Source organism: Neobacillus sp. NPDC093182, from assembly GCF_044754045.1.
In genome coordinates, this window is the sequence record NZ_JBIVOI010000001.1 from 612,516 (window position 1) to 636,396 (window position 23,881).

Here is a 23,881-nt window from a genome sequence, read left to right on the forward strand (position 1 = left end):
ACTTTTTTACTAATTGACTATATTATAACCTTTTAGTAAGAAAAGAGAAGGTCGCTGATTTTATCTGTTAACCTTTTTTCAGTAAAATAAGCATGCAGGAGTTCATTTTCATCCAGCATCCCTTTTTCTTTGCCATCACTCTCAACAATAATCGGATGCTTACAGCCGCGTTGGAATTTTTCTAAGACGTCGATCAGCAGGTCCTGCTCGTTCGCCTGGATTGGTTTTAGGGCTTGAAGGTCGCTTTTTTTACCATAGTAGCGCTCGAGCAGGAATCTCATAAAAATATAGCGTCGCTGTTTCCATTCGTGGTAAAGAGAAAAGAGTAAGAAACCAACGATAATCCAGACATTTAATTGCTCTGGTGCAGATATAAGCGTAAGAAATGAAAAGATCGCAATGCTAAAAAAAGAGATGATTAATGTTAAACGGTGTGCAATCGGAAATGATTTTTTTAAGGAAAGAAACATGAATATCAACTTTCCACCGTCAAGCGGCCAGACTGGAAACAGATTAAAGATAAAAATCATAGCATTGTAGTGAAAAAATAATTGAAACATATCTTCAGGAATAACCTCAAAGGAGAATAGCGCAAAGGCTATTGCCACCATCCAAATGTGCTGAATCGGTCCAGCGAGAACAACAATGGCCTCTTCCTTTAACGGCCGGTTCCCATGCTCTTCCATTTCAGCTACCCCTCCAAAGGGAAGGAGAGTGATTTTTTTGATTCTCCATGAAAAAAAAGAAGCCGCAGCAGCATGCCCCATTTCATGTACAAAAATGATGCCGATTAAAAGGCATAGCTCGAGGAAATGCGCTGTAGCGATCGATATGGCGATGACAATCCATAACAAAGGATGGATATAGACCTGTTGTAATAAATATATGGCTTTATTCAAAGCGAATCACCTGTATCGGGTCGATGAAATCATCGCCTTTTTTGATAGAAAAATAATACTTACCCTTCGTTTTGTCTTCACCCGTTGATTCTGAGGCTGTGCCTACGACCGTTTCCGTTTCAATAAATTCATATAAACTAACCTTTATTTCTTCGAGATTACCGTAGGTAGATTGCGTTTGATCGGCGTGCTGGATAATGACGGTTTTACCCGTGTCTTCCTTAACACCAGCAAACATAACATTTCCTTCTTTCATCGCTTCAACGGCAGCACCATTTGCTGTTTCAATCATAATCCCCTGTCCATTTTTCTCGAAGTTTTCGAGGACTTTCCCTGAAAATACAGGTATATCATGGTTCTTCTCTACTACGTTCTTCTCGCCGCCTTTTTCTTCATCTGTAAACGGCAGAAGAGCTAATGGCTTACCGAATTGGTCTTCGTACCATTTTGATACTGTCGCAAATTTAAAATCCTGCTCCATGGTTTTCAACACAAAATCCTTTGCAGGAGCAAATGTTGCAGTGTTTTCTCGGAACATAATGGCAATGACAAGGAACAACAGAGCTGATGCCAAAATTTTAAAGATGAAAACTTCCTTCTTAAATAAAGGATGAATACCATCATCCTTGCCTGCTTCGTATGAGGAATAATGGTTATATCCATTTTCATCATCCCCCGGCCAAGTAATTTCACGTTCTGGACCTTTTGCTGATGACCCTTGTTCCCTTTTCCGCTTTGCGATTCGTCGCCGTATTTCTTCAGGAGTAGACCGCATTATACCCACCAACCTTTAGAGACCTTTTTGTACAAGTCTATGAGGTTGTCCTTAAGAGTATGACTACTCTGATATTTTTAAGAAGATTTTGGTTTTATGCTATTAACTTTTTTCAAACAGCACTTTTCACCCTACATTTGACCATAGCATAACTATGTATTTAACAAAATACATTCGCTAGATACTATAAAAATGTTACTACTTTTTGTAAAAATTTCGATAGTTTTTAACGTTGTTATACCATTATTAGAATGCTAAGTTTATGTTTAGATAGCGCTTTCAATGATTATTAAGTTACGTATGATTTTTAAAGAAATTAGTAATCCACAAAACTTGAAAGCAAAACAAGTGATAAAGGAGGAATTTTTAAAAATGAGAAAAAGAATCGTAACACTAACACTATTAATAATCGTCTCCCTTGTAACTGTAACAATGACTGGTGCAAAATCCTTATATCCTTCAAAGCCTGTTCCCACAAAAGATAGACACACCATTTCTGAAATTGTCCATCCCACTAGCAAATGGGAAAAGGTAGCCACCGGAAGCGGCTTTATGGAAGGGATTAATTTTGATCGCAATGGCCAAATATGGATGGTCAGTCCGGCCACTGGGGAAATCATGAAGGTCGAGGGCGATAAGGTTTCAATTGTAGGTGAAAAATATAAAATTCCTGTAGGGGCAAAGTTTCATAATGACGGACGCCTTTTTATCACTGACCTCACGGGAGAACTATATGCTTATAACACCAAAACTGGAGAGCGTACGTCCATTGTTAATTCATACAGCGGCTCTCCTTTAAGAGGACTTAATGACCTGGTATTTGATGACGCAGGAGGAGTTTACTTTACAGAGCCAATGGGTTCAAGCGCAACAAAGCCAACGGGCCGTGTCTTCTATCTGCCGCCAAATAGTTCCGAGGCGCAGCTTTTTCAGGAAGGTATTGCTTATCCAAACGGTATAGCCATTTCAGCTGACGGACAGCGTGTTTATATCTCGGAGTTTGGCACCAATCGAATTATCTCCGTCCCATCAAAGCATGCAAAAGATCAGCGGGAAATAGCATTTGCTTTCGCTCAGTTTGAAGGCGGGATTGGTCCAGATGGATTAGCCGTGGATAAAGAGGGTAATCTTTATGTAGCACATTTCCAAGCTGGTGAAATTGTCATAATTGATGCAAGTGGATTTAAGTACGGTACGATTCGCCTACCTGAAGTTGCGGGAACATTTACTACTAACCTGACTTTTCATAATGGCTATCTGTATGTTACCGAGTCATCGAAAAATGAGGTTTGGCGTATAAAGGTTAAAAAGGAAGGTTTGCTGCCTTACGGTTTACAATAGACCTAGGCAGGTAATCGTTATCCCTACGATATATTTCTCGGAATTTCTAAGGCTGTCGCAAAATTCAAATTTGTGGCAGCCTTTTTTTTGTGTGAACACGCTTTTTACCTGCGGTTATCCCCAAAAAGTTGAGATAAATTGTTTTAAATAGCAACGTCCCGTAACATAAAAGTGTGCATTAACCTCTATTGAAACTTCCATGTTATTTGTGGATAAGTCGCACATTTTTATGGCTTATCCATATAATGGCTGTAAGTTAAATAAACAGAGGTGAATAATTTTGTCTACCAGTGACAAACATGATTCTTTTCGTGGGGATGTTTACGATTTAATTGAATTACAGCAATTATTACAAGGTCCTCACAAAATTCTTTTTGAGGGTAAGAGTCCGTACCAGGACGTGCTCTTGCTAGAAACAAAGAATATACGATTGTACCAGAATGATCAACTAGTATGGAATAGCTTAGATGAACGGATCTATCATGAAGCACTAGTCCATCCGGCTTTTGTTTTATCAGACCAGCATGAACGTGTTTTGATTATCGGGGATGAATGCGGATTCGCACTGCGAGAAGTCCTCAAATATTCGAGTGTATGCGAGGTTAGTCAAGTATCCCTTTCTCCCGCAGCCCTTATAGCTGCCCAGAAAACACCGCAAGTTTCCGAATTGAACGAGGGTTCTTTTTTTGATAATCGCGTTCATTTTGCCCATGGCACCATAAATGATTTCCTTTTAACTAAACAGCAGCCCTTCGATGTAATAATTGCCAATCTTCCAGATCCGGAAACGAAGGAAGCTAGCAAACTATACACAAAAGAATTCTTTAAAATATTGTCCAACCTCTTAACTGATTGCGGTATATTGGTTATCCAGTCTGCGTCATCTGAAGACAATCCGGTGGCATTCTGGAGTATTGAAAAAACTTTACAGAGTACTTCCCTATATACTCTCAACTATCATGTTAATGTTCCTTGGTTTGGAGACTGCGGATTTCATCTTGCTACGAAGAAACAGTTAAAATGGAGAGAAAATATACAAAATCGTACACTTCCTGAAGATTTAAAATCATGGTTTACGTTTTCGCAACGGGTGAGATCTGTTAGGAAACAAGCAAGAGTTAACTCAATCAAAACGTTACACCTCCACAAACTTTTTTCAGCAAGTTCAAAGGACATCCAAGAACCGGAAGACTTGAAAGAACTTCGTCATCTACTCTCCAATCCGCATCGGTTACTTTATGAAGGAGGAACTAAAGGGAATCAAGTAAAAATTATAGAGACCAATGATGTACGTCTATATCTAGACAAACAGCTTCAATTTAGTTCTTTAGATGAACAAATCTATCACGAGGCTCTTGTTCATCCGGCCCTTTCCATGGTACAAAAACGGGAACGTATTCTGATAGCTGGCGGCGGGGATGGGTTTGCCATTCGTGAAGTTCTTAAATACTCTGATGTGCAGCATATTGACTTAGTGGACCTCGACCCATTAATGATTCACATGGCTGGTAATATACCAAAGGTAGCGTCCCTAAACCAACGAGCACTCCATGATAAGCGGGTTTCCGTTCATCAAAAAGATATCCAGGTATTCCAAAAAGAACAAACTGCCCCGTATGATGTCATCATTGTGGACTTGCCAGACCCAGGCGATGAAATTTTGAGCCGATTGTATACGGTAGAATTCTTTAGCAAATTATCAAATCTTCTAACGGAGGATGGCATTCTAGTATGTCAATCTCATTCGCCTGAGTATGCACCATTTGTTTACTGGAGCATTGGGTTATCACTAAAAGGGACTGGAATGCATGTTAGGAGTTACCATACCGAAGTTCCTTCATTCGGTGATTGGGGATTTCACATGGCGTCAAAAAAGCCACTTCATTTATCTAATAGAAAAGTAGTAGTTCCTCATCAAACACTCCCTAAAGACCTGTCAACATTATTTGTCTTTCCGTCCAAATTCCGGTCAGTTCAGGAAAATTCACAAATGAATACCTTGTCGAACCTAAAATTACATGAAATTTATAAACAAGAGCTTCGAAGATAACCAACCAAAAAGGCTCTACTCAATTTAGCTGCTCAATGAGTAGAGCCCCTTTTTAAGTATAATTTAGCGAAAACATGGACAACCGTACAATTTATTTTTACTGAATCCCATACGATAACATACAAAGGAAAACCGAGGGGAATGATGAGACTTTGACCAAAGAAGGAAAGCATATTATCATTGACGCATTTGAGTGCGATTCTGCCCATTTAAATGACATTAAGTTTTTAGAAGAAATGTGTAAAAAGGCTGCTCTTGATGCAAATATGGAGATTTTATACTCTTACTTCCACCAATTTGAACCACAAGGTGTAACAGGGGTACTAGTTTTATCCACTTCACATTTATCGATTCATACATGGCCAGAAGAAAGGTATGTATCCCTGGATTTTTATACGTGCGGAACGCTGGAACTTACACCTCAAGTAGAATATCTTATTAAAAAATTATCTTCAAAACGAGCAATGGTATATTCCATTTCCAGAGGCGTTTCATATCCTCAATTGATTAAATGTGAAGAATTAGGCGATTGAAGTTGCCTGTTTAACCAAGGTGGAAACATATGAGAACCAAAAACGTAAAGCCATTTACTTATGGATCATTATATAAACAAGATAGCCCAGATGAGAAAATTATTCCGCTTGTGGCCGGTGACCTGATAGACTTTACGATAGCCGGACCATACCAAAATACTAGACCTGAAATTGCAGAAAATAGAATAACCGTTTACAAGTCAGGTGTTTATCAGATTACAGCAGATGTCTCCGTTATTTTAGAAGAAGAACAATCGGCATTATTTAATATCAACCGTCAGCCTGATGGATCTGACCCCCTGATTGGTTCTACCTTTGACGCAAACGGGATAACCACTGTCACGGGCATTAATGTACAGGCTTACTTGTATGCTGGAGATGCAATAGGGATTTTTATTGCTGATACGTTTGCTCCTAGAGGGAAACTGCCACGATATAATAGAGCTGCACTTACTGTTCATTTACTTGAATATTAGCTGGGAACAACTAAAAAGCCTGTCCACGTTTAATGGGCAGGCTCAACTATTATCTAACACCAAAGAATTGTTTAATTTTACCAAAAACACTTTTGTTTTTGTCTTCTAATGGCTGTAAGGGGATGGATTCCCCGAGAATGCGTCTTGCGATGTTACGGTAGGCGATGGACGCTTTACTATTTGGATTTAAGGCAATCGGTTCACCATGATTGGAAGCTTTGATTACTTCCTCATCATCTGCAACAATACCAATTAACTCGATAGATAAATGTGTAGTGATTTCATCCACATCTAACATATCGCCGCTTTTCATCATATGGTTTCGAATTCGGTTAATCACAAGTTTCGGTGACTCGACGGTCTTAGCTTTCTCAAGTAAACCAATGATTCTATCAGCGTCTCGTACAGCAGACACTTCAGGAGTCGTAACTACAATGGCACGGTCCGCCCCGGCAATCGCGTTTTGGAAACCTTGTTCAATTCCTGCAGGACAATCTATAATAATATAATCATAGTCTTGCTTAAGTTCATTAATTAGTTTGTGCATCTGTTCTGGCTTAACAGCTGATTTATCAACTGTTTGCGCTGCTGGAAGCAAATACAATAAATCTTCGAATCTCTTATCTTTTACGAGCGCCTGGTGGATTTTACATCTACCTTCCACCACGTCCACAAGATCATAAATAATTCGATTTTCCAGCCCCATAACGACATCTAAATTTCGAAGGCCAATATCGGTATCTACTAAGCATACTTTTTTGCCTTGAAGGGCCAACGCTGTACCTATATTAGCAGAAGTCGTGGTTTTTCCGACGCCGCCTTTACCGGATGTAATTACTATTGCCTCTCCCACATTAATGTCCCCCTTCGAATCTATTTAAATTAGGCCTTAAATTTATTAAAACTTGCAATCTATCTACGATGATTTGATGGTTATCGTCGATGTACGCACATTCCATTTCACGTTTTTCAGTGTTTTGAGCTTTATCGGGTGCACGATTGATACAATCGTGAATCCTCAGCTGTGAAGGCTGCATACTTGAAGCCGTAATAACGGCTTGATCATTCCCAAAAACTCCTGCATGGGCTATTCCCTTTAAGGTGCCCATGATAAAAATATTTCCGCCAGCAATCACCGTTCCACCTGGGTTAACATCCCCTATGAGCAATAAATCTCCTGGAACTTCTAATACCTGTCCAGAGCGGATAATGCGCGAAACGGTAACGACTTCATTTTCCGCTTTAAGCTTGTCCACCTCTGCTCTTGTGACAACATTGGATTCAATATCATCGACCACTAAATTCTTTTTTTGGCGAATGAGATTTTTTATTTCTTCACGTTGAGCATCATTCAAGTACCTATTGCCGACATCGACTTTAACAGGAGTTAAATGCCGCTCAACTTCAGTTGTTTGATTTGCCGAAAGTTTTTCATCAAGCTCTTTTTTTAGGTCCTCGTAGGAACAGGTATCATCAAGATGAAGGACAATTCCATCCTTCGTACCTTTAATCGTAACATTTTGTCGCTTTTTCATGGAGAAAACTCACCTCAAATAATAAGAAACACATTCATGCCATGGAAATAGGCATCTATTAAGCCAGAGACACACTTTTATTATACAATTCGACACGCTTTATGTATTCTCCTTTTTTTAAAAAGAAATACAAACCTCATTCATCTCGTAAGCTTTCTGCAAAACTTTCAAACTGACGCTTGAAAGGATACGCTGCAATCAACAGGAAAGCTGCATTTAAAATGAGTGAAGGATAAAAACGCATTTCAAGAAAACTCATAAATTCAAGTGTGGTGATATGGATTAAAAAATTCATTTCATAGACACCTAATTCCAGCAGGGCAATTCCCACTAGAGACACAAAAAATGCGACAATGATATTCGTCTGCAATACGTGCATGATTTTCGAAATAAGGTACGTAATGAATGGAAAAAGAAAAAAGTAAATGCCAATAATTTCGATCCACACGATATCAAATAAAAGTCCAAAAATGGCAGCATAAATGATTCCATATTTCCTGCCTGCATAAATGGCAAGGAACAAGATACCTCCGAACAGAAAGTGAGGCGCCAAAATATAACTGTGACCAAACACCTCAGGAGGAGCATATTGAGCATACAAGCTCTCTGATAAGAAAAGGAATAGAAACAAAAGAGGAAGTAGGAATTTCTTCACAAATCCTCCTCCTCTCCTGCGCCCATTTCCCCTTTAGTAGGCTGAGTCATTGTTCTTGTAATCACAATGATATTTTCTAAATCGTAAAAATCTGCACCCGGTTCTACTAGAGCAGTTTGGTTCAATCCATATTGATCAGGCTTTACCTCAATCACTTTACCAATTGGCAAGCCCTGAGGAAAGACACCGCCTAAACCGGATGTAATGACATTTTGTCCTTTTTTAATTTCTACACCCGACGGAATAGCTTTTACTAACAATGCCTTTTTCTCTTTATCGTAGCCTTCGACAAGACCATTTACATTCGTTTCGCCTTGGACAATGGCTGAAATCCGGTTTTTCGGATCCATGGCACTCAACAGTTGAACGGTCGAACTAAATTGATTGACCGTTTTAACTTTACCAATTAAACCATGAGCCGTGACAACGGCCATATTTTTCTTAATTCCATCTGTTTTTCCTTTATTGATAATAATCATTTCATGCCAACGATCAGGGTTTCTACCTATTACGGTTGCCTGTAAAGGTTCAAAATCTCTCAGGGTCTCTTCTTCACCGAGAATATCACGCAGCTCTTTATTATCCTTTTCCAGCTCCTGTACCTGTGCTTCAAGGCTAACAAGTTTCTCCATCCGTGATTTTAATTCTTTATTCTCTTCATATGTATTTTGCAAGTCCTGAAGATTTTCAAAGAAACCTGCAACCAAATGAGCAGGCTTTGAAACCAGGGATTGAACCAAGCCGGCAGTATCCTTTAAGAACTGCTCCGGCCAGGATAGTTTACTTCTCTCCCTCAACGAAAACCCAATCAATGCCACGAGAACAATTATGCTAACCAGCAAAACGATCAATCGTTTATTCAAAAAGAACTGTGGCATGATTATACACCTCTATTTTTATGTCTATGTTAAACGTGTAAGTTGATTTCCGCTCCAGGCACTTCGCACACCTTAGGGCGGTCCGAGGGGACCCCGTAGGAATCTTCGTGCCTTCCGCTCCAAACAACTATTATTTTTAACACTACAATATTATTTGTTATCTAGTTTCTTTTGCTTTGTTTTTGAAAAGTTGAATATGGTCTAAGGCTTTTCCTGTGCCGATTGCTACGCAATCTAACGGGTTTTCGGCAATAAGAACAGGCATGTTGGTTTCTTCACTAATCACCTTGTCCAGGTTACGAAGCAGAGCACCACCGCCTGTTAAGACGATTCCCCGGTCCATAATGTCCGCTGCAAGCTCTGGCGGTGTTTTTTCTAATGTATTTTTTACAGCCTCTACAATCGCATAGACCGTATCTTTTAAAGCCACACCAATTTCCTTCGCAGTGATTTCAATGGTTTTTGGCAACCCAGTTAATAAATCACGTCCGCGAATTTCCATATTATCGATACCTTCAGAGTCACCTGCAGATCCAACTTCCATCTTAATGGCTTCCGCCGTGCGTTCACCAATCATAAGGTTATAATTTTTACGGATATACGTAACAATTGCTTCATCCATTTCATCACCGGCAACACGAATGGAAATGCTCGTAACAATTCCGCCTAAAGAGATAATCGCTACTTCGGTTGTACCGCCGCCAATATCGACAACCATACTGCCGGTTGGCTCCCATACAGGAAGGTTTGCGCCGATAGCGGCTGCAAATGGCTCCTCAATCGTATAGGCGTCTTTAGCACCAGCTTGACGTGTTGCGTCAATAACAGCTCTTTCCTCAACAGCCGTTATCCCTGATGGCACACATACCATTACATACGGCTTACCGGAGAAAATGCTCTTACTTTTAATTGCCTGACGAATATGGTGTTTCATCATGGCTGCTGTAATTTCAAAGTCTGCAATAACTCCATCCTTCATGGGTCTCATCGCAACAACATTTCCTGGTGTACGACCAATCATGTTCTTCGCGTCATTACCAACCGCTACAATGGATTTTGTGTCTGTCTGCATCGCCACAACAGATGGCTCTCTTAATACAATCCCTTTACCTTTTACATAAACAAGGGTATTTGCAGTCCCCAAGTCAATACCAAGGTCTCTTGTCCCAATTCCAAACATAGTTGTATCTCCCTTTCTGATACCAAATAGCTAAAGGTAAGTGAATATACCTTCTATTCATGTAATTTTTCTAGTAAATTTATATGATTAACACGAAAGATGTCCTAAAAAATCATAAACATTATTATATCTCAACGATTAAAAAAATCATAGTATTATAAATATCCTTTTTCCTTGAGAGAGACAAATTTATTTTCGCCGATAATGAGGTGATCGAGCACGTCGATTCCTATCATTTTCCCGCACTCCACAAGCCTTTTGGTTACCTCAATATCTTCGCGGCTTGGGGCGGGATCACCACTGGGGTGGTTATGGAGGCATATGATAGAGGCAGCTGAACGTTTTAAGGCCTCGCGAAATACCTCCCTAGGATGTACAATGCTAGCGTTTAGACTCCCTATAAAGATTGTTTGTTTATGGAGCACTTGGTTTTTTGTGTTAAGGTATAAACAAACAAAATGCTCTTGTGATAAAAAACGCATGTCATTCATCACATAATTGGCTCCATCTTCAGGGGAGCGAATCACATAGCGGTCAGTATAGTTTAAGTTCGTTATCCTCCTGCCAATTTCGACAGCAGCGAGAATTTGGATAGCCTTTGCCTGGCCAATCCCCTTAATTTCAGTCATTTCTTCTAAGGTGGCATCCTTTAATAGCCGTAATCCTTCAAAATTTGTAAGCAACCGGTTGGATAATTGAAGAACACTTTCATCCTTCGTACCGGTTCTAAGTAAGATCGCAATTAATTCATGGTTCGATAAACTGGCTGGACCATTTTGAATAAATCGCTCTCTAGGTCTTTCGTCTTGAGGGAAATCCCTGATCATTAATGAATTGGTTGACATTCTAATTCCTCCCTTTGAAAGGGAGTTAAAGAACTACATAACTGTTACGACATCTGGTAGCCCAGCCTTTTTAGTTCGCGATAGGTCTTTGCTGACGGCAGGCCGACAACCGCAAAATAGTCTCCATTAATTTTTTTGACAAGCATGCTCCCCAGCTGCTGAATACCATATCCACCTGCTTTATCAAGCGGTTCACCACTTTGTACATAAAAATTGATTTCGTCGTCCGTTAACTCCCAAAACCAAACTTCTGTTCTTTCGAAAAAGCGCGTTGTTCCATTTGGAGACAATATGGAAACACCGGTGTAAACATCATGCCTTTTTCCAGAAAGCTTTTTTAACATACCTCTGGCATCTGCCTCGTCAGTTGGCTTTCCTAAAACTTGACCATCGGAAACGACAATCGTATCGGAACCTATGACAAATGCTTCTGGGTTTTCTTTAAAAATGACCTTTGCTTTTCGCTCGGCAAGATCCATAACTACATCCTCTGGAGAAAGCGTTGGATCAAAGCTTTCATCTACTTCACTGCTTGAGATCGTGAATGTTAAACGGAGGTTTTCTAGAAGTTCTTTTCGCCGTGGAGAAGAAGAGGCTAAAATGAGGTTTTGCATTTAATCACCTTACCTTTTGCATCATTTAGGGAGATACACGTTAATCGTATCAGAAATTGTAGAAGCAAACAATTTTTATATCATTAAAGTTCGAAGAAAATTGTCAAATTATGCAAAGTACCTGCTAAGATATAAATTCAAAATATTTCGATATCAATAAAAAAAGCCTGTCCGAAATAGACAGGCTCATTATTCAAGGATAATTTCCCGGAAAATATCAGCTTTTGTCGACTACAGTGAATAATAAATACTAAGATAATTTAATAAATGCTGTTGTGCTTCAACCAAACTATCTTTATTCTTCTTTTCTTGAAATGCTTCGACTTTCTCCAATGCACTTGATAATTCCTTATTTAGATTTTTTACTTTTTCATTTTTCAGCTTGTCTGCTGATTGATTTAGTTGATTTCCAAACCCTGAGACTTCTTTACTAGCTTCCGATGTTATATTTCCAGAAACAATTGCGTTGGAAGTGACCTTCGAAAGTTGTTGATAAATAGCTGGAGCAGCTTCTAAAAAGCTTTTTTCGTTTTCATTTATATCTGATACTGTCTTTTCAGCAATGGGTATTTGTTTTGGGAGAACATCATCAAAGCCATTCGCTTCGTAATGTCCTTCTAGTTGTTTTGCAGTTTCAATAGAGTCCGCCGCACCTAAGAACAAAAATTCATTACCGTTCATTGCCAGCGTTTGTGCTGGTGCACCTTTACCCTTTGCCTGGTTCGCCCCATCTAATGCTGCATCTTTAGTCGAAAAAGCTCCCCCTTGGACGATAAACAATGTTTGTGCCCCAAGAACGATAGAACTCCCGCTCTTTCCTCCGGTTGCTTCTGGACCTTTCTCAGACCCTTTATCTACAACCACCGGCTCAGTTACTGCTGGTTTACTGTTTTCACTAATGACTAACTTAAGCATAAGGACCCCAAAGCTTGTCCCAATCAAGATAGCAAAAACAGCTGTAACAATAATAGATTTTAACACGCCGCCATTACGCTTCATGGAAAAGGTTGTGAAGGAAGCAGGCTTCTTTTTCCCGCCTTTTTTCTGATTTTGGCTGCTGACAACCTTATATTCCTGAATGTCGTTTTCTGCAGATTCCGGAATAATCCAATCAAAGCTTTCATCGATCGATTCCTTTGCTGCTGCAGTCTCAAGAAAAACATCCTGATCGTTGAAATCGTCGTCGATGTTTATCACATTAGTAAAAGAATCTTTGCTAGATTCTTGTTCCTTCTTAATGGGCTCTTCCGAGAAAGTTTGACTTTCTCCATTTAGCTTTATTTTGATGGTATTGCCACGATTCGGCTTGTCCACTAACTTGTACTCCTCCCTCTACCAATAGCAATTTCTACCATCCTATCACAAAGACAAAAAAAAATAACAAGACTTTTGTCGTCTTGTTATCGAATGCTTTCGCCAATTTTTTCAGTTTTCAACTTTATTAGAATTGAGATTTTATCAATTTCAGTAGAAAAGATATGAATTCTATTTAGCTTCTGAAAATGCGTTTAGTGGATTTTTCTTATTGGCCGGTGCAGGCGACTCGATTTTCGGAAGCTCTGCGATTAAATCGTCTAAACCTGGCAAGTAATAAGCCGAAACGGTAAGAGTATAGGATATTGGTTCTTTCCCTTTTTCGGGATCAAGGGTCGTTATTTCTTCTCCGCCAGAGTAATTGATTGATTCAACAACGACAATTCGCTTTAATGATTCAAGTGTTGCGATAAGCTTTTCAATATCTTCATACGCAGGTGATTCGACACTAAGATTCACAGTTAATTTCTTTAATCCAGATGTAGGTGCTGGAGTCGCCTGTTCTGCTGTAGTTTCTTGAACGGTTTTAACCTCAGGGACTTCTGTAGTCTCCGCACTATTAGCTGTATCAGCAGTTTCTGGTGTCATCGGTACATCCGCATCTTTTGAGAAAGCCATACTGCTAATCTTACTATTTGAGACATTTTCTGCCTTCTCTAGATCTAAAATAAACTGTTCCTGTAACGGGCTGACGGGTACCTTTTTTTGCAGTTCTCTTGTATCTTCGGTTACCTTTTTTGTTTCATCTAGCTTTTTTTGTGTAATGGATTCTAGTAGTTTTTTTTCAGTAGCCAATGTCTGTTCTTTTGATTCTAAATCAGATTTCAATGGTGAAAGCTTAAAGAATTGCGCAAAGACAACTAGCAAGACAATAAGAAGAAGGCCAACCAATAAAATAAGTTTATGCTTTTTTGAAAAACTTAGTTTCATGATTGTGTCACTCCTTCCTTATCTTCGCTCCCTTTATTGAGTAGCTTCTTAATCGTTTCCTTATTGAATTTAATTTCAAATTGTCCAATATACCTTGGTAGCACATCCACTTTCTGCTGTTGAGCGACAGCTGTTGTTTCTTCAGCAACGGTAGTATTAGGATCAACTGGAGTGATAATAATACTATTTGGGTTATTCGGGTCTGTTGTGACAACGATCGATTGGTTATTTACGCTCGTACTAGGTTGTTGTCCGTCAGTACTCTGTGTAGCAGCGGTTGATGGTGCTGCTTCTTTGGTTTCTTCTTGCTCCTTGGTAGTCAAGGAACTAAGATTAGTATCATCAATCCATTCAGATTCATTTAAATTATCTAAGAAATATGCAGCCTCTCTTGCACTATCAAATTGAACGGAAATAGTGACTGTACCAGCCTCTGTATAAGCAAAGGTTTGGATAAAACCACGTTCTGGCAATAAACCTGTCAAATGCTGCATAACAGGGATGGTTTGAATCGGATAGCTATTAGCCCACTCAACAGCACTTTTTAAAAGTGTAATAGATAATTCTGATTCACTTTTATTTGTATTCTTTTCTTCTATCGCCTCTAAATCTTTTGTCATTTTGATTTGACTATCCATATAAGTAATATCATTTTTAGTTGATTGAATTTGCAAGAAATAATAAGTGCCTAGGGATAGAAAAATAACTGCCATAGCAGCGATAATAATAAAAAAGCTTTTTTTTCTAGGTTCTTTTTGGGGAAGCAGGTTAATTTCGACTAACATCATTTCACCTCTTTTAAAGCGAGACCTAAAGATAATAATAGATTAGCCGGTACGCTTCCTGTTTTACCATTTTCAATTCCTTCCTGTTCAATCCTCTCAACAGGTATTTCAAATCTTTCGTTCATTTCGTCAAAAATCGCCGTCAGCATTGGATGGTCGCCATTTAAAAGGAACTTCGTTATATCCTTTTTTTCGTTCGATAGTGTGTAGCGATAAAAGTCTACTAACTTATTAATTTCATTTAATATATCTTCAAACTGCAGAACTAATTCTTCTGTATCCCCCGTGTATTTAAATAACATCGAGCCGGCAATGTCTTGTTTGATATCCCATTTATCCATATCAAAAGGAAGTGGAAACTGTCTCATGACAAGAGGCACAGTCTCTTCAAAAATGCACAAGTTAACACTTGTTAAGTCAAACTGTACCGTAAACAAAACCTCATTTTCTCCAGCTTGTCCGATTTGATGGAATAAACGATACAATGCCAGCGGCGAAATATCTGCTGCAATTGGGTTCAGCTTCAGACTAGAGAATAATTCTGCATATTCCATTACATATTGTTCTGGGGCAGCAAACAAAAGCAGGTCCTTTGTTTTCCCGTTATTAGCGAGTGGAAAATAATCAAAGACTGGTTCTTCAAATGGTAAATGTATACTAGAACCAAGTTCCAAATATAAATATCCCTTGATTTCATCATCCTGAATATCAGCAGGTATAGAGACTTTACGGATAATCACTAGTGGGTCAGGAACAAGAAAACGTACCTGACGACCTTTAATTTTCCATTCGTCTATACACTCTTCCAGTATATTTGCCAGCGAATCAATATCCGTAATCTTCCCTTCGGTAATAATTCCGGGGGGAAGGAAGCGTTCGCACCATTTTTGTGCAGCAGGGGGGTTCGCTTGTTTTAATTCAACAAAACGAACCGAATGGTCATTTATTACCAGGTTAACTATTCGATTTTTTGATGAAAAGAGGGAAAATGCCATAATAATTACCCCTTACTTAAAAAGCTGTATTAAGAAACTGTAAGTATAAATCGATGAGTTCCGAACCCCAATAATAAGCCGTTAATGTCCCGGCTGCAATAAATGGACCGAACGGAATCGGCTGCTTTCTTTTAATAATCTTAAAAATAAGCAACAAACCGCCAATGACGGCTCCAAATAATGTAGAAAAAAAGAAGGATAAAAGTACTAGTTTAAAGCCTAGGACGAAACCCAGCAATGCATATAATTTAACGTCTCCCATCCCCATGCCGCCTTTACTAACAAGCGCAACGATGAGCAAGAGCACAAAACCAGTTACGGCTCCGAGCAGGCTGTCCCACCAAGGTGAGAGCGGCCAAACAATTCGTTCCAATAAAAAAATCCCTGCAAACCAGATTAAGATCTTATCAGGGATGATCATATAGTGAATATCAGATACTACAATTATGATAAACATTGAAATTAGGGTAAGTGCTACCACTAATTCCCCGGACCATCCAATTACAAGAGGTGCTGTTGCAAACAAAACGCCAGTCAAAAATTCAAAAAAAGGATAGATAGGAGAAATCCGCGACTGACAGCCGCGGCATTTCCCTTTTTGAATTAGATATGACATTACTGGTATCAGTTCATACGGTTTTAATTGGTGCCCACAGGTTGGACATGATGAGCGTGGAGCAACAATAGACTGTTTTAATGGTACTCTGAGACCAATTACGTTATAAAAAGACCCAAAAATGATACCATAAATGAAGATAATAAATTCCATTGTTACTTAGTGTATTCTAATAATTCTTGTTCTGTTGCACCGTCACTAGGGTCGTCTTGGTCAGCAAGAGCAACTGCCTCATGTGTTTTTAAAGTATACGTATATTTTCCGGATGCAGTTAAGCCAATAGCTACCTCATAGGTATCATCTTGTACTTTATCAAGGTACTCTACTAATTGGACCTTGTCTATATCACCTGCTGCAGGTCTCGTATCTGCAACATATAACTTTGCAGCATTGATTATTTGTATACCTTCTTGTACCTTTGCCTTATTATCAGATTTACCAATAACACTTGTTATTGCTGGAATTGCAATTGCAGCAATAATCCCTAAAATAACAATTACTGCTAATAATTCGATTAATGTAAAACCTTTTTGTTCCTTAAGTTTTGAACCTAATTTTTTTAACATATTCCATCTCCTCCTGGTCCTATGAACCTAGTAATATTTCTCTATGAGTATACAATAAATGTAAGCTATTGAAAAGAGAATTTTATCGCATTTTGTCTTAATTTTAACATATTTGTAATATTCTCTAATATTTTGTTACATTAGCTCATTTGGTCAAACATCGAGAACATTGGCATCATAATTGAAAGGACAATGACACCGACTACACCAGCAAGGAATACAATCATGATAGGCTCTATTAACGATTTAAGCCGATCTGTCCCTTGTTCAACTTCTTTCTCGTAAAATTCAGCGATTTTAGATAGCATCGAATCTAATGCTCCAGTGCTTTCACCGATAGATATCATTTGCGTCACCAATGGCGGGAAAGCCCAATGATTCATCATTGGTTCTGTCATTGAGCGACCTTTCTCAAGAGAATTTCGAGATTCTCGAATTACTTTAGCAATCACTTCATTTTCTACAACCTTTTCAACAATCGACATTGCTTGCAAAATAGGAACGGAACTAGAAAATAGAGAACTAAGCGTACGCATCATTCGTGCTAATGCAGCTTTTTGCAGCATATTACCAAATATCGGCATTCTTAAAAGGCAATAATCTAAATAATATTTAGTTTTTCTATTTTTCTTCATATAAATAATTGCAAATACAAAAGCTAATATAATAAGGAAAACTAACCACCAAAATGATTGCATAAATCCACTAGCATTTAAGACGAATTTCGTAATTCCTGGAAGTTCAGCACCCATATCTTCAAACATTGTAACGAATGTTGGAACCACCCCAACTAGTAAAAAGATTACTGCTCCAATTGCTAGAATCCCGATTACAGCAGGGTAGGTTAAGGCAGATTTCACTTTGGCTACAGTATCATGCTGCTTTTCAAAATCGTCTGCCAGCTTTTCTAATGTTTCATCCATATTCCCTGCAACTTCGCCAGCCTTAACCATGTTAATAAACATTGAGTTAAAAATCTTTTTATGCTTTGCAACTGACTCGGAATAAGGGTTCCCTTCACGTAAGTCCTGTTCTACTGCTATTAATGCCTTTTTCAGCGCTTTACTCTCTGTCTGAACTGCTAGAATCTCTGTTGCTTCAACAACGGTTACTCCTGCTTTTATTAAAGTAGCAAACTGCCTTAAATAAATAACAAAATGCTGAAGCTTTACCGGGTTTCCAATTGTTAACTCCATTGTCATAAGAGTTTCAGGTACTTCCTTCATTTCAATGACTCGGATACCATCTTCTTTTAGTTTAGCCATTGCCTCTCTTCTGGAAGCAGCGGTTACCGTTCCCTCTTTTTTCCCTCGTTTGTCACGGCCTGAATATTTAAATCTAGCCATCCAGCATCATCTTTTCTTGTAGATATTTATTTGCTGCTTCTTTTTGAATTAGATTACGGTCAATTAAGTCTCTAATACTCATCTCAAGCGTATGCATTCCTTGGGCACGTGACGTTTGCATTGTACTTTGAATCTGGTGTATTTTTTCATTTCGAATTAAGTTTGCGATAGCCGGGTTATTAACAAGAATTTCTGTTGCTGCTTTACGTCCTTTCTTATCAACTGTTGGAAATAGACGTTGGGAAATAACGCCAACTAAAACTGACGCCAACTGAACCCGAATTTGCGGCTGCTGTGCAGGTGGAAATACGTCGATTATACGATTAATCGTTGATGGAGCACTGGATGTATGAAGTGTCCCCAATACAAGGTGTCCTGTCTCCGCAGCCGTAATGGCAATTCCGATTGTTTCTAGGTCACGCATTTCCCCCACTAGAATGATGTCTGGGTCTTGTCTAAGGGCGCCTTTTAAACCATTAGCATAGGATTGCGTATCAAAGCCCACTTCACGCTGGTCAATGATCGAGTTTGCATGCTTGTGGAGATATTCGATTGGGTCCTCTAATGTGACAATATGCTTACGCATCGTTCGATTCACATAGTCAATCATGGAAGCAAGTGTGGTTGATTTACCACTACCAGTTGGACCTGTCACCAAAATTAGCCCCTGCGGTCTTTCAACAAGCTCCGGAATAATTTTAGGCAAATCTAGTTCTTCAATGGTAGGCGTTTTTGAAGCAACTACCCTTAGCGCTAATGACACGCTTTTCCGTTGATGATAAGCATTAACACGGAAACGTGAAACTCCAGGAATTCCATAAGAGTAATCGAGTTCCCCTTTTTCCTTAAATAAATCATACATATTTTCAGGAATCGTTATTTTTGCAATTTCCTCTGTGTCTGCAGGAAGCAATATGTCCTTCCCGTAACGTTTAATATCCCCATTAATACGAAAGATGGGCGGGACACCAACAGTCAGATGGATGTCTGATGCCTTAAATTCCAGCGCCGCCCGCAATATATTCTCTATTTTTTCTCTCATCATGTTTGTTCTCCTACTCCAAGATAGCTACACGCAATACTTCTTCTGTGGTAGTTAAACCTTGTTTTACCTTTAGTAAACCATCATCAATCAAGAAGATGGTTTTATTTTTTATGGCAACCTCTTTTAATTTATGAGTTGAGTCCTCATTCATAATTATCCTGCGCATATCATCATTGAGGACGAGCACTTCGTGAAGGGCAACCCTTCCCTTATAGCCAGTCATATTACAGGATTGACAGCCTTTTCCGCGAGTGATTTTTTCAATTTTCATTCCTCGACGAGCGAATATATCTATTTCACGTTTCGTCGCGTCCTGAACCTCTGCACAGTCACGGCACACCTTACGCACTAACCGCTGAGCAACGATCCCTGTTAGGGAAGAGGCAATTAAAAATGGTTCAACCCCCATATCAATTAACCTTGTCACTGTACCTAGTGAGTCATTTGTATGCAGCGTACTTAGCACTAAATGACCCGTCAAAGATGCTCGTACAGCAATCTCTGCAGTCTCTTTATCTCGAATTTCTCCGACCATGATAATATTAGGATCTTGTCGAAGAATCGAGCGTAATCCAGCTGCAAATGTCATTCCCACATTCGTGTTTACCTGAATTTGATTAATTCCTTCAAGCTGATATTCAACAGGATCTTCGATCGTAATAATATTTACTTGTTCGCTGTTTAAACGATTCAGAGCGGCGTAAAGGGTTGAAGACTTACCTGATCCTGTTGGCCCCGTAATCAAGACAATCCCTGTTGGCTGCTCAATCATCTCCGAAAACCGCTTCAGATTAAGCGCATTGAAACCAATCTTGTTTAAATCATTGAGGACCGCACCCATGTCCAATATCCGCATAACAATTTTCTCTCCGTAAACCGTTGGCAGAGTAGAAACACGGAGATCAATAGGGTGAAAGTCAAGATTTATTTTAATCCGTCCATCCTGTGGAATCCGGTGTTCAGTTATATCAAGATTGGACATAATTTTAACCCTTGCAGTTAGGACACTTCTCATATGACGAGGCAATACTCGCTCAACTCGGAGTACACCATCCACACGGTAACGAATAACCACTTTCGTTTCCTGTGGATCAATATGAATATCACTTGCCTTTTGTATAACCGCATTGGTTAAAATTTGGTTTACTAGACGTACAATCGGTGAATCGAGGTCATTAATATCATCGTCACGGCCTCGTTCACTCGGTGAAAGTTCATCAAATAGCTCCTCAAGTCCTTCATCAACATTGTAATATTTATTAATTGCCCTTAAGATACCTTCTTTGGTTGAAATTGCGGTTTCAATTTGGAAGCCTGTTGATAGACGGAGGTCATCTATTACGATGAAGTCCATCGGATCAACCATCGCTACGTAAAGTTTATTACCTTCTTTTTTCAAAGGAACAATTAAATTACGTCTTGCTGTTTCTTTTGATATAAGTGAGAAAAGGTTCGTATCAAATGGATACTGCATGAGATTGATATTCGGAATTCCAAGCTGAACCTCTAATACTTCCGCCAACTGTTGATCCGTAATATATCCTTTTTGCAGAAGGGCGTCCCCTATTTTTTGATTGGGAGCTTTTTCATCTAATGTTGATTGAAGCTGCTCCGGTGTAATCAACCCTTCCTCAATTAATAAATCTCCTAGTCGTCTACGTGTTTGTTTCATTTTTTATCACTACTTAAATTATTTTGGTTGTTCATTTGGTTTCCCCCAAAGGTCATCATCTGAATTCTGTTCGATACTTTCCGAAGATGTTGTTGATGGATTTCCAGTAGGATTAGTTGCTGCTGAGCTTGGTGTTACGGTAGAAGCCTGCTGTGTTCCTATTAAACCATGGACTTCGACACGATATACAGGTGGGTAATAATCTTCCGATAATAACTCACTCGTTATCATTTGTTCTCCTTGATAGGTTTCACGGAAAATCTTAACAATTTGCCCATCTAAACCATTCGATTCTACCTTCGTTTGCCCAGGCAGCAGGAATGGACTATATTGGACAATCGTTTTTGGTTTTAATTGCTGTTCCTCTTTTTTGCTAATTTTGTAATCGTATAGTAACTTTTCTCCCTTAAGGGTAACGATTAAATCCTTATTTTCTAATTTCAGATCTATCGTATATGGAGTTGTATTAGGATTAACAATTATAAAATCAGCACCATTAACCACATTAACCTTCGCTTCAAATCCTACTCCTGTATAATTCGGAAGTGCATTACTGATATTTCTTTCAAGTATTTTAAAATTAGTTGGTAAAACTGACTGATAGATACCAGTTGCAATAATACTTAAGGAAGCTGAACTTTCAATTTTTTGCAGTTTAGCGAATTCTAACAAAGAGAAAGTTGCACCTTCAGCAATTTGAAACTCAGGGTTAGCTTTAAGTATTGAACCTAAGTCATTCGGGACATCTGTTAATCTCACAATAGATTTACTAATGACATTATCTTTTTTGCTCGCTTCAACTAGTAGATAATCTTTATTCAAATTAAGTAGATAAGAACCAGCTTCAAATTTTGACGCTGTGTTTGTTAAATCAGCTAAAAGCTTCGTCAGTTCAAGTTCTTGTGTGTTAATCGTTGGAAATTGTAACTGTATTTGTTCCTCAACCGGTAACAGCTCAATGGTCATTGAAACTGCATTTCCTTGTCCGTCCTTAATTGCATAGACCGATTGGGCTGCATCAAAGCTAAAAAGATTCATATCGAATGGTACTATTTTTTCACTATATTGAAATTCAAACATTGTATTTTTTACCCATTCCACATACTTTTCTTCTAACAAAGCAATCGTTTCACTTTCTGTTTTTCCAGAAATATTTATAGAACCAATTGTCGTTCCCTCTGAGTATTTTCCATCAGAATCATTGGTTATATTTTGAAATGCTTTGGCACCAAAATGGGAAGAACTAAAAATAACAGCTGTACTTAAAAATAGTACAACAAATAATTTAATGAATGGTTGATGTTTGCTCAAACTCTATGCTCCCCCCCTCTTTAAAAGTTACTTTTGTAATTCAAGGACTTTCCTTGATTTGCTTTCATTATTATCAGATGATTTTGATGCCGCTACTTCTTTATCCGTAAACAACTCTTCTAATTCAAAATCCTCCAATTGTGGTTCCAAATTAGGGGTTTTTTCTTCATCCTTGATTACAGAGAGTTCAGCTAATTCATCTAGCCAGCCTTCCTCTTCAAGTGATTCAAGCTCATCTTCCTTTAAATCGGCCACTACTTGGGTACTATCCTCTAGTAGACTCTCAATATCAGATAAATAACCAACCCCAAGTTCGTCATCCTCGATGACTTCCTCACTAATGCTTTCAAGTTCTCTTTCCTGTAAGAAGGAAATGTCTTCGTCTAGTGAGTCATCAGATAGTATATTTTCATCTTTTTTATTAACAGGAGAAGATGAGGAAGTAATCTCCATTTCCGATAAATCCATCAATTCTATGTCTAAAGTTTTCTCAGTCTGATTTGCTGGAGTAGATGAAGATTTAGTGTCTTCAAAATCAATATCTTCAATGAACTGCTCTTTAGTCATATACATAACTTTCCCTAAACGGCTATCCATCATATAAGCCGCTAAAAAAGAAAGAGCCAGTAGAACTAAAAACGTTTGCCAAACAGGAACGGAAGTAACTGCTGCAAGTCCTCCAATTGCTAACAAGCCACTTGTTACCACAACGATAAACTTTCCTTTTTTCGTGTATCCAAGTGGTAATAACAAATGAATCAATAACATCAATAGCATAGAACCTAATACCCAAATAACTGGTAGCATTCATTCACATCCCTTTTTATTAGTGCATATATACTATGAAACTACATTTTCTCTCAAAAAGTTATATTTTTTATTAGCAAATACAAAAAATAGACAAAAATCGTCTACTAGATATTGTATAATACTTTAGGATAGTTTAAAAGAAGCTGGAAAACATTTATAGGTCATAATTACTGTAATTTGTTATTTTTTGTCTAAAAAATTTGTTAATATGAATCTATTATATTTATAATATACTATTTTCTGCCCAGAAGGGACTGGATTATATGGAGATATTGAAGGGTGAAAAAGGTGTTACCTTAGTAGAGGTTTTAACATCGATTACTCTTTTGTCTATAGTTTTAATTACATTAATGAACATATTTCCACAAATGGGAATGATGAATAATCACAACAAAATGAAAAACCAGGGAATAAATACAGCAAAAGAAGTTCTTCTTAAATGGCAGAATGACAATGACAGATTAAAGAATTTTTTTGCTACCCCAGATGTATCGGTTATTCCAGAGTATAGACCAATTACCGGTAACGCTTATAATTTCGAGTATGTAAACGGGGATTTTTTAGTAAACGTTAAAATTAATAAAAACTTTAGTAAAGAATCCGACATCTATAACGCACATCTTATTGTTGTAAAACTATATAACATAAATAAAACAGATACAGTCGTTAGTGAAACATACGGCTACGTAAAACTTAGGAGATGAGTTTTT

At 38.4% G+C, this 23,881-nt stretch carries 25 protein-coding genes; 5 read left to right on the forward strand and 20 right to left on the reverse strand.

Annotated features, from left to right (window positions below):
- Nucleotides 1-32 precede the first annotated feature (32 nt).
- Complete coding sequence (locus ACIQAA_RS03285; RefSeq protein WP_402614912.1) at nt 33-899, reverse strand: M50 family metallopeptidase; 867 nt, start codon at nt 897-899, stop codon at nt 33-35.
- Complete coding sequence (locus tag ACIQAA_RS03290) at nt 892-1,674, reverse strand: peptidoglycan DD-metalloendopeptidase family protein (protein WP_402614915.1); 783 nt, start codon at nt 1,672-1,674, stop codon at nt 892-894. The genes ACIQAA_RS03285 and ACIQAA_RS03290 overlap by 8 nt, the downstream gene beginning before the upstream one ends.
- Before the next feature lie 372 nt (nt 1,675-2,046).
- On the opposite strand from ACIQAA_RS03290, the gene ACIQAA_RS03295 reads away from it, so the two are divergent.
- From ACIQAA_RS03295 to ACIQAA_RS03310, 4 genes are all read left to right on the forward strand, one after another.
- Complete coding sequence (locus tag ACIQAA_RS03295; protein ID WP_402614917.1) at nt 2,047-3,015, forward strand: SMP-30/gluconolactonase/LRE family protein; 969 nt, start codon at nt 2,047-2,049, stop codon at nt 3,013-3,015.
- Nucleotides 3,016-3,295: 280 nt separating this feature from the next.
- Entirely contained in the window at nt 3,296-5,065 is a 1,770-nt protein-coding gene (locus ACIQAA_RS03300; RefSeq protein WP_402614920.1) for a spermine/spermidine synthase domain-containing protein, read from the forward strand.
- A 152-nt stretch (nt 5,066-5,217) separates the two neighbouring features.
- Nucleotides 5,218-5,598 carry an adenosylmethionine decarboxylase gene (speD, locus tag ACIQAA_RS03305; protein WP_402614923.1) on the forward strand — a complete coding sequence of 127 codons (381 nt, stop codon included), beginning with the start codon at nt 5,218-5,220 and terminating at the stop codon, nt 5,596-5,598.
- A 29-nt stretch (nt 5,599-5,627) separates the two neighbouring features.
- Nucleotides 5,628-6,074, forward strand: coding sequence for a hypothetical protein (locus ACIQAA_RS03310; protein ID WP_402614926.1), 447 nt, complete (start codon nt 5,628-5,630; stop codon nt 6,072-6,074).
- Nucleotides 6,075-6,123: 49 nt separating this feature from the next.
- Here ACIQAA_RS03310 and minD read toward each other — a convergent pair whose 3' ends face one another.
- From minD to ACIQAA_RS03400, 18 genes are all read right to left on the reverse strand, one after another.
- Entirely contained in the window at nt 6,124-6,927 is an 804-nt protein-coding gene (gene minD, locus ACIQAA_RS03315) for a septum site-determining protein MinD (protein ID WP_307194317.1), read from the reverse strand.
- 1 nt (nt 6,928) lies between these two features.
- A complete protein-coding gene (gene minC / locus ACIQAA_RS03320; RefSeq protein ID WP_402614929.1) occupies nt 6,929-7,609 on the reverse strand; it encodes a septum site-determining protein MinC in 681 nt (226 codons plus the stop codon).
- A gap of 136 nt (nt 7,610-7,745) precedes the next feature.
- Nucleotides 7,746-8,264, reverse strand: coding sequence for a rod shape-determining protein MreD (mreD, locus tag ACIQAA_RS03325; RefSeq protein WP_402614932.1), 519 nt, complete (start codon nt 8,262-8,264; stop codon nt 7,746-7,748).
- Entirely contained in the window at nt 8,261-9,142 is an 882-nt protein-coding gene (mreC, locus tag ACIQAA_RS03330) for a rod shape-determining protein MreC (RefSeq protein ID WP_402614934.1), read from the reverse strand. The genes mreD and mreC overlap by 4 nt, the downstream gene beginning before the upstream one ends.
- Before the next feature lie 157 nt (nt 9,143-9,299).
- Nucleotides 9,300-10,322, reverse strand: coding sequence for a rod shape-determining protein (locus ACIQAA_RS03335; protein ID WP_402614936.1), 1,023 nt, complete (start codon nt 10,320-10,322; stop codon nt 9,300-9,302).
- Nucleotides 10,323-10,477: 155 nt separating this feature from the next.
- Nucleotides 10,478-11,167, reverse strand: coding sequence for a RadC family protein (gene radC, locus ACIQAA_RS03340; protein ID WP_306076115.1), 690 nt, complete (start codon nt 11,165-11,167; stop codon nt 10,478-10,480).
- 44 nt (nt 11,168-11,211) lie between these two features.
- The gene (locus tag ACIQAA_RS03345; protein ID WP_402614940.1) at nt 11,212-11,781 is read right to left on the reverse strand and encodes a Maf family protein; all 570 of its coding nucleotides are present in this window, start codon (nt 11,779-11,781) and stop codon (nt 11,212-11,214) included.
- A 231-nt stretch (nt 11,782-12,012) separates the two neighbouring features.
- Entirely contained in the window at nt 12,013-13,095 is a 1,083-nt protein-coding gene (locus ACIQAA_RS03350; protein WP_402614943.1) for a hypothetical protein, read from the reverse strand.
- Between the two features lie 171 nt (nt 13,096-13,266).
- Nucleotides 13,267-14,025, reverse strand: a complete 759-nt coding sequence (locus ACIQAA_RS03355) for a pilus assembly protein PilO (protein WP_402614946.1) — start codon at nt 14,023-14,025, stop codon at nt 13,267-13,269.
- Entirely contained in the window at nt 14,022-14,810 is a 789-nt protein-coding gene (locus tag ACIQAA_RS03360) for a PilN domain-containing protein (RefSeq protein WP_402614949.1), read from the reverse strand. The genes ACIQAA_RS03355 and ACIQAA_RS03360 overlap by 4 nt, the downstream gene beginning before the upstream one ends.
- The gene (gene pilM, locus ACIQAA_RS03365; protein ID WP_402614952.1) at nt 14,810-15,805 is read right to left on the reverse strand and encodes a type IV pilus biogenesis protein PilM; all 996 of its coding nucleotides are present in this window, start codon (nt 15,803-15,805) and stop codon (nt 14,810-14,812) included. Before pilM ends, ACIQAA_RS03360 begins: the two co-directional genes overlap by 1 nt.
- Before the next feature lie 16 nt (nt 15,806-15,821).
- A complete protein-coding gene (locus ACIQAA_RS03370; protein ID WP_402614954.1) occupies nt 15,822-16,574 on the reverse strand; it encodes a prepilin peptidase in 753 nt (250 codons plus the stop codon).
- 2 nt (nt 16,575-16,576) lie between these two features.
- On the reverse strand, nt 16,577-16,987 hold the full coding sequence (locus ACIQAA_RS03375; protein WP_402614957.1) for a prepilin-type N-terminal cleavage/methylation domain-containing protein: 411 nt from the start codon (nt 16,985-16,987) through the stop codon (nt 16,577-16,579).
- Between the two features lie 140 nt (nt 16,988-17,127).
- A complete protein-coding gene (locus ACIQAA_RS03380; protein ID WP_402614959.1) occupies nt 17,128-18,333 on the reverse strand; it encodes a type II secretion system F family protein in 1,206 nt (401 codons plus the stop codon).
- Complete coding sequence (locus ACIQAA_RS03385; protein ID WP_402615603.1) at nt 18,326-19,375, reverse strand: type IV pilus twitching motility protein PilT; 1,050 nt, start codon at nt 19,373-19,375, stop codon at nt 18,326-18,328. The genes ACIQAA_RS03380 and ACIQAA_RS03385 overlap by 8 nt, the downstream gene beginning before the upstream one ends.
- Before the next feature lie 13 nt (nt 19,376-19,388).
- Nucleotides 19,389-21,050, reverse strand: a complete 1,662-nt coding sequence (locus ACIQAA_RS03390) for a GspE/PulE family protein (protein WP_402614962.1) — start codon at nt 21,048-21,050, stop codon at nt 19,389-19,391.
- Nucleotides 21,051-21,068: 18 nt separating this feature from the next.
- On the reverse strand, nt 21,069-22,361 hold the full coding sequence (locus ACIQAA_RS03395; protein ID WP_402614965.1) for a G5 domain-containing protein: 1,293 nt from the start codon (nt 22,359-22,361) through the stop codon (nt 21,069-21,071).
- A gap of 27 nt (nt 22,362-22,388) precedes the next feature.
- Complete coding sequence (locus tag ACIQAA_RS03400; protein ID WP_402614967.1) at nt 22,389-23,168, reverse strand: hypothetical protein; 780 nt, start codon at nt 23,166-23,168, stop codon at nt 22,389-22,391.
- Nucleotides 23,169-23,434: 266 nt separating this feature from the next.
- Here ACIQAA_RS03400 and ACIQAA_RS03405 point away from each other — a divergent pair, with 266 nt between their 5' ends.
- Nucleotides 23,435-23,875, forward strand: a complete 441-nt coding sequence (locus ACIQAA_RS03405) for a type IV pilus modification PilV family protein (protein ID WP_402614970.1) — start codon at nt 23,435-23,437, stop codon at nt 23,873-23,875.
- Nucleotides 23,876-23,881 lie beyond the last annotated feature (6 nt).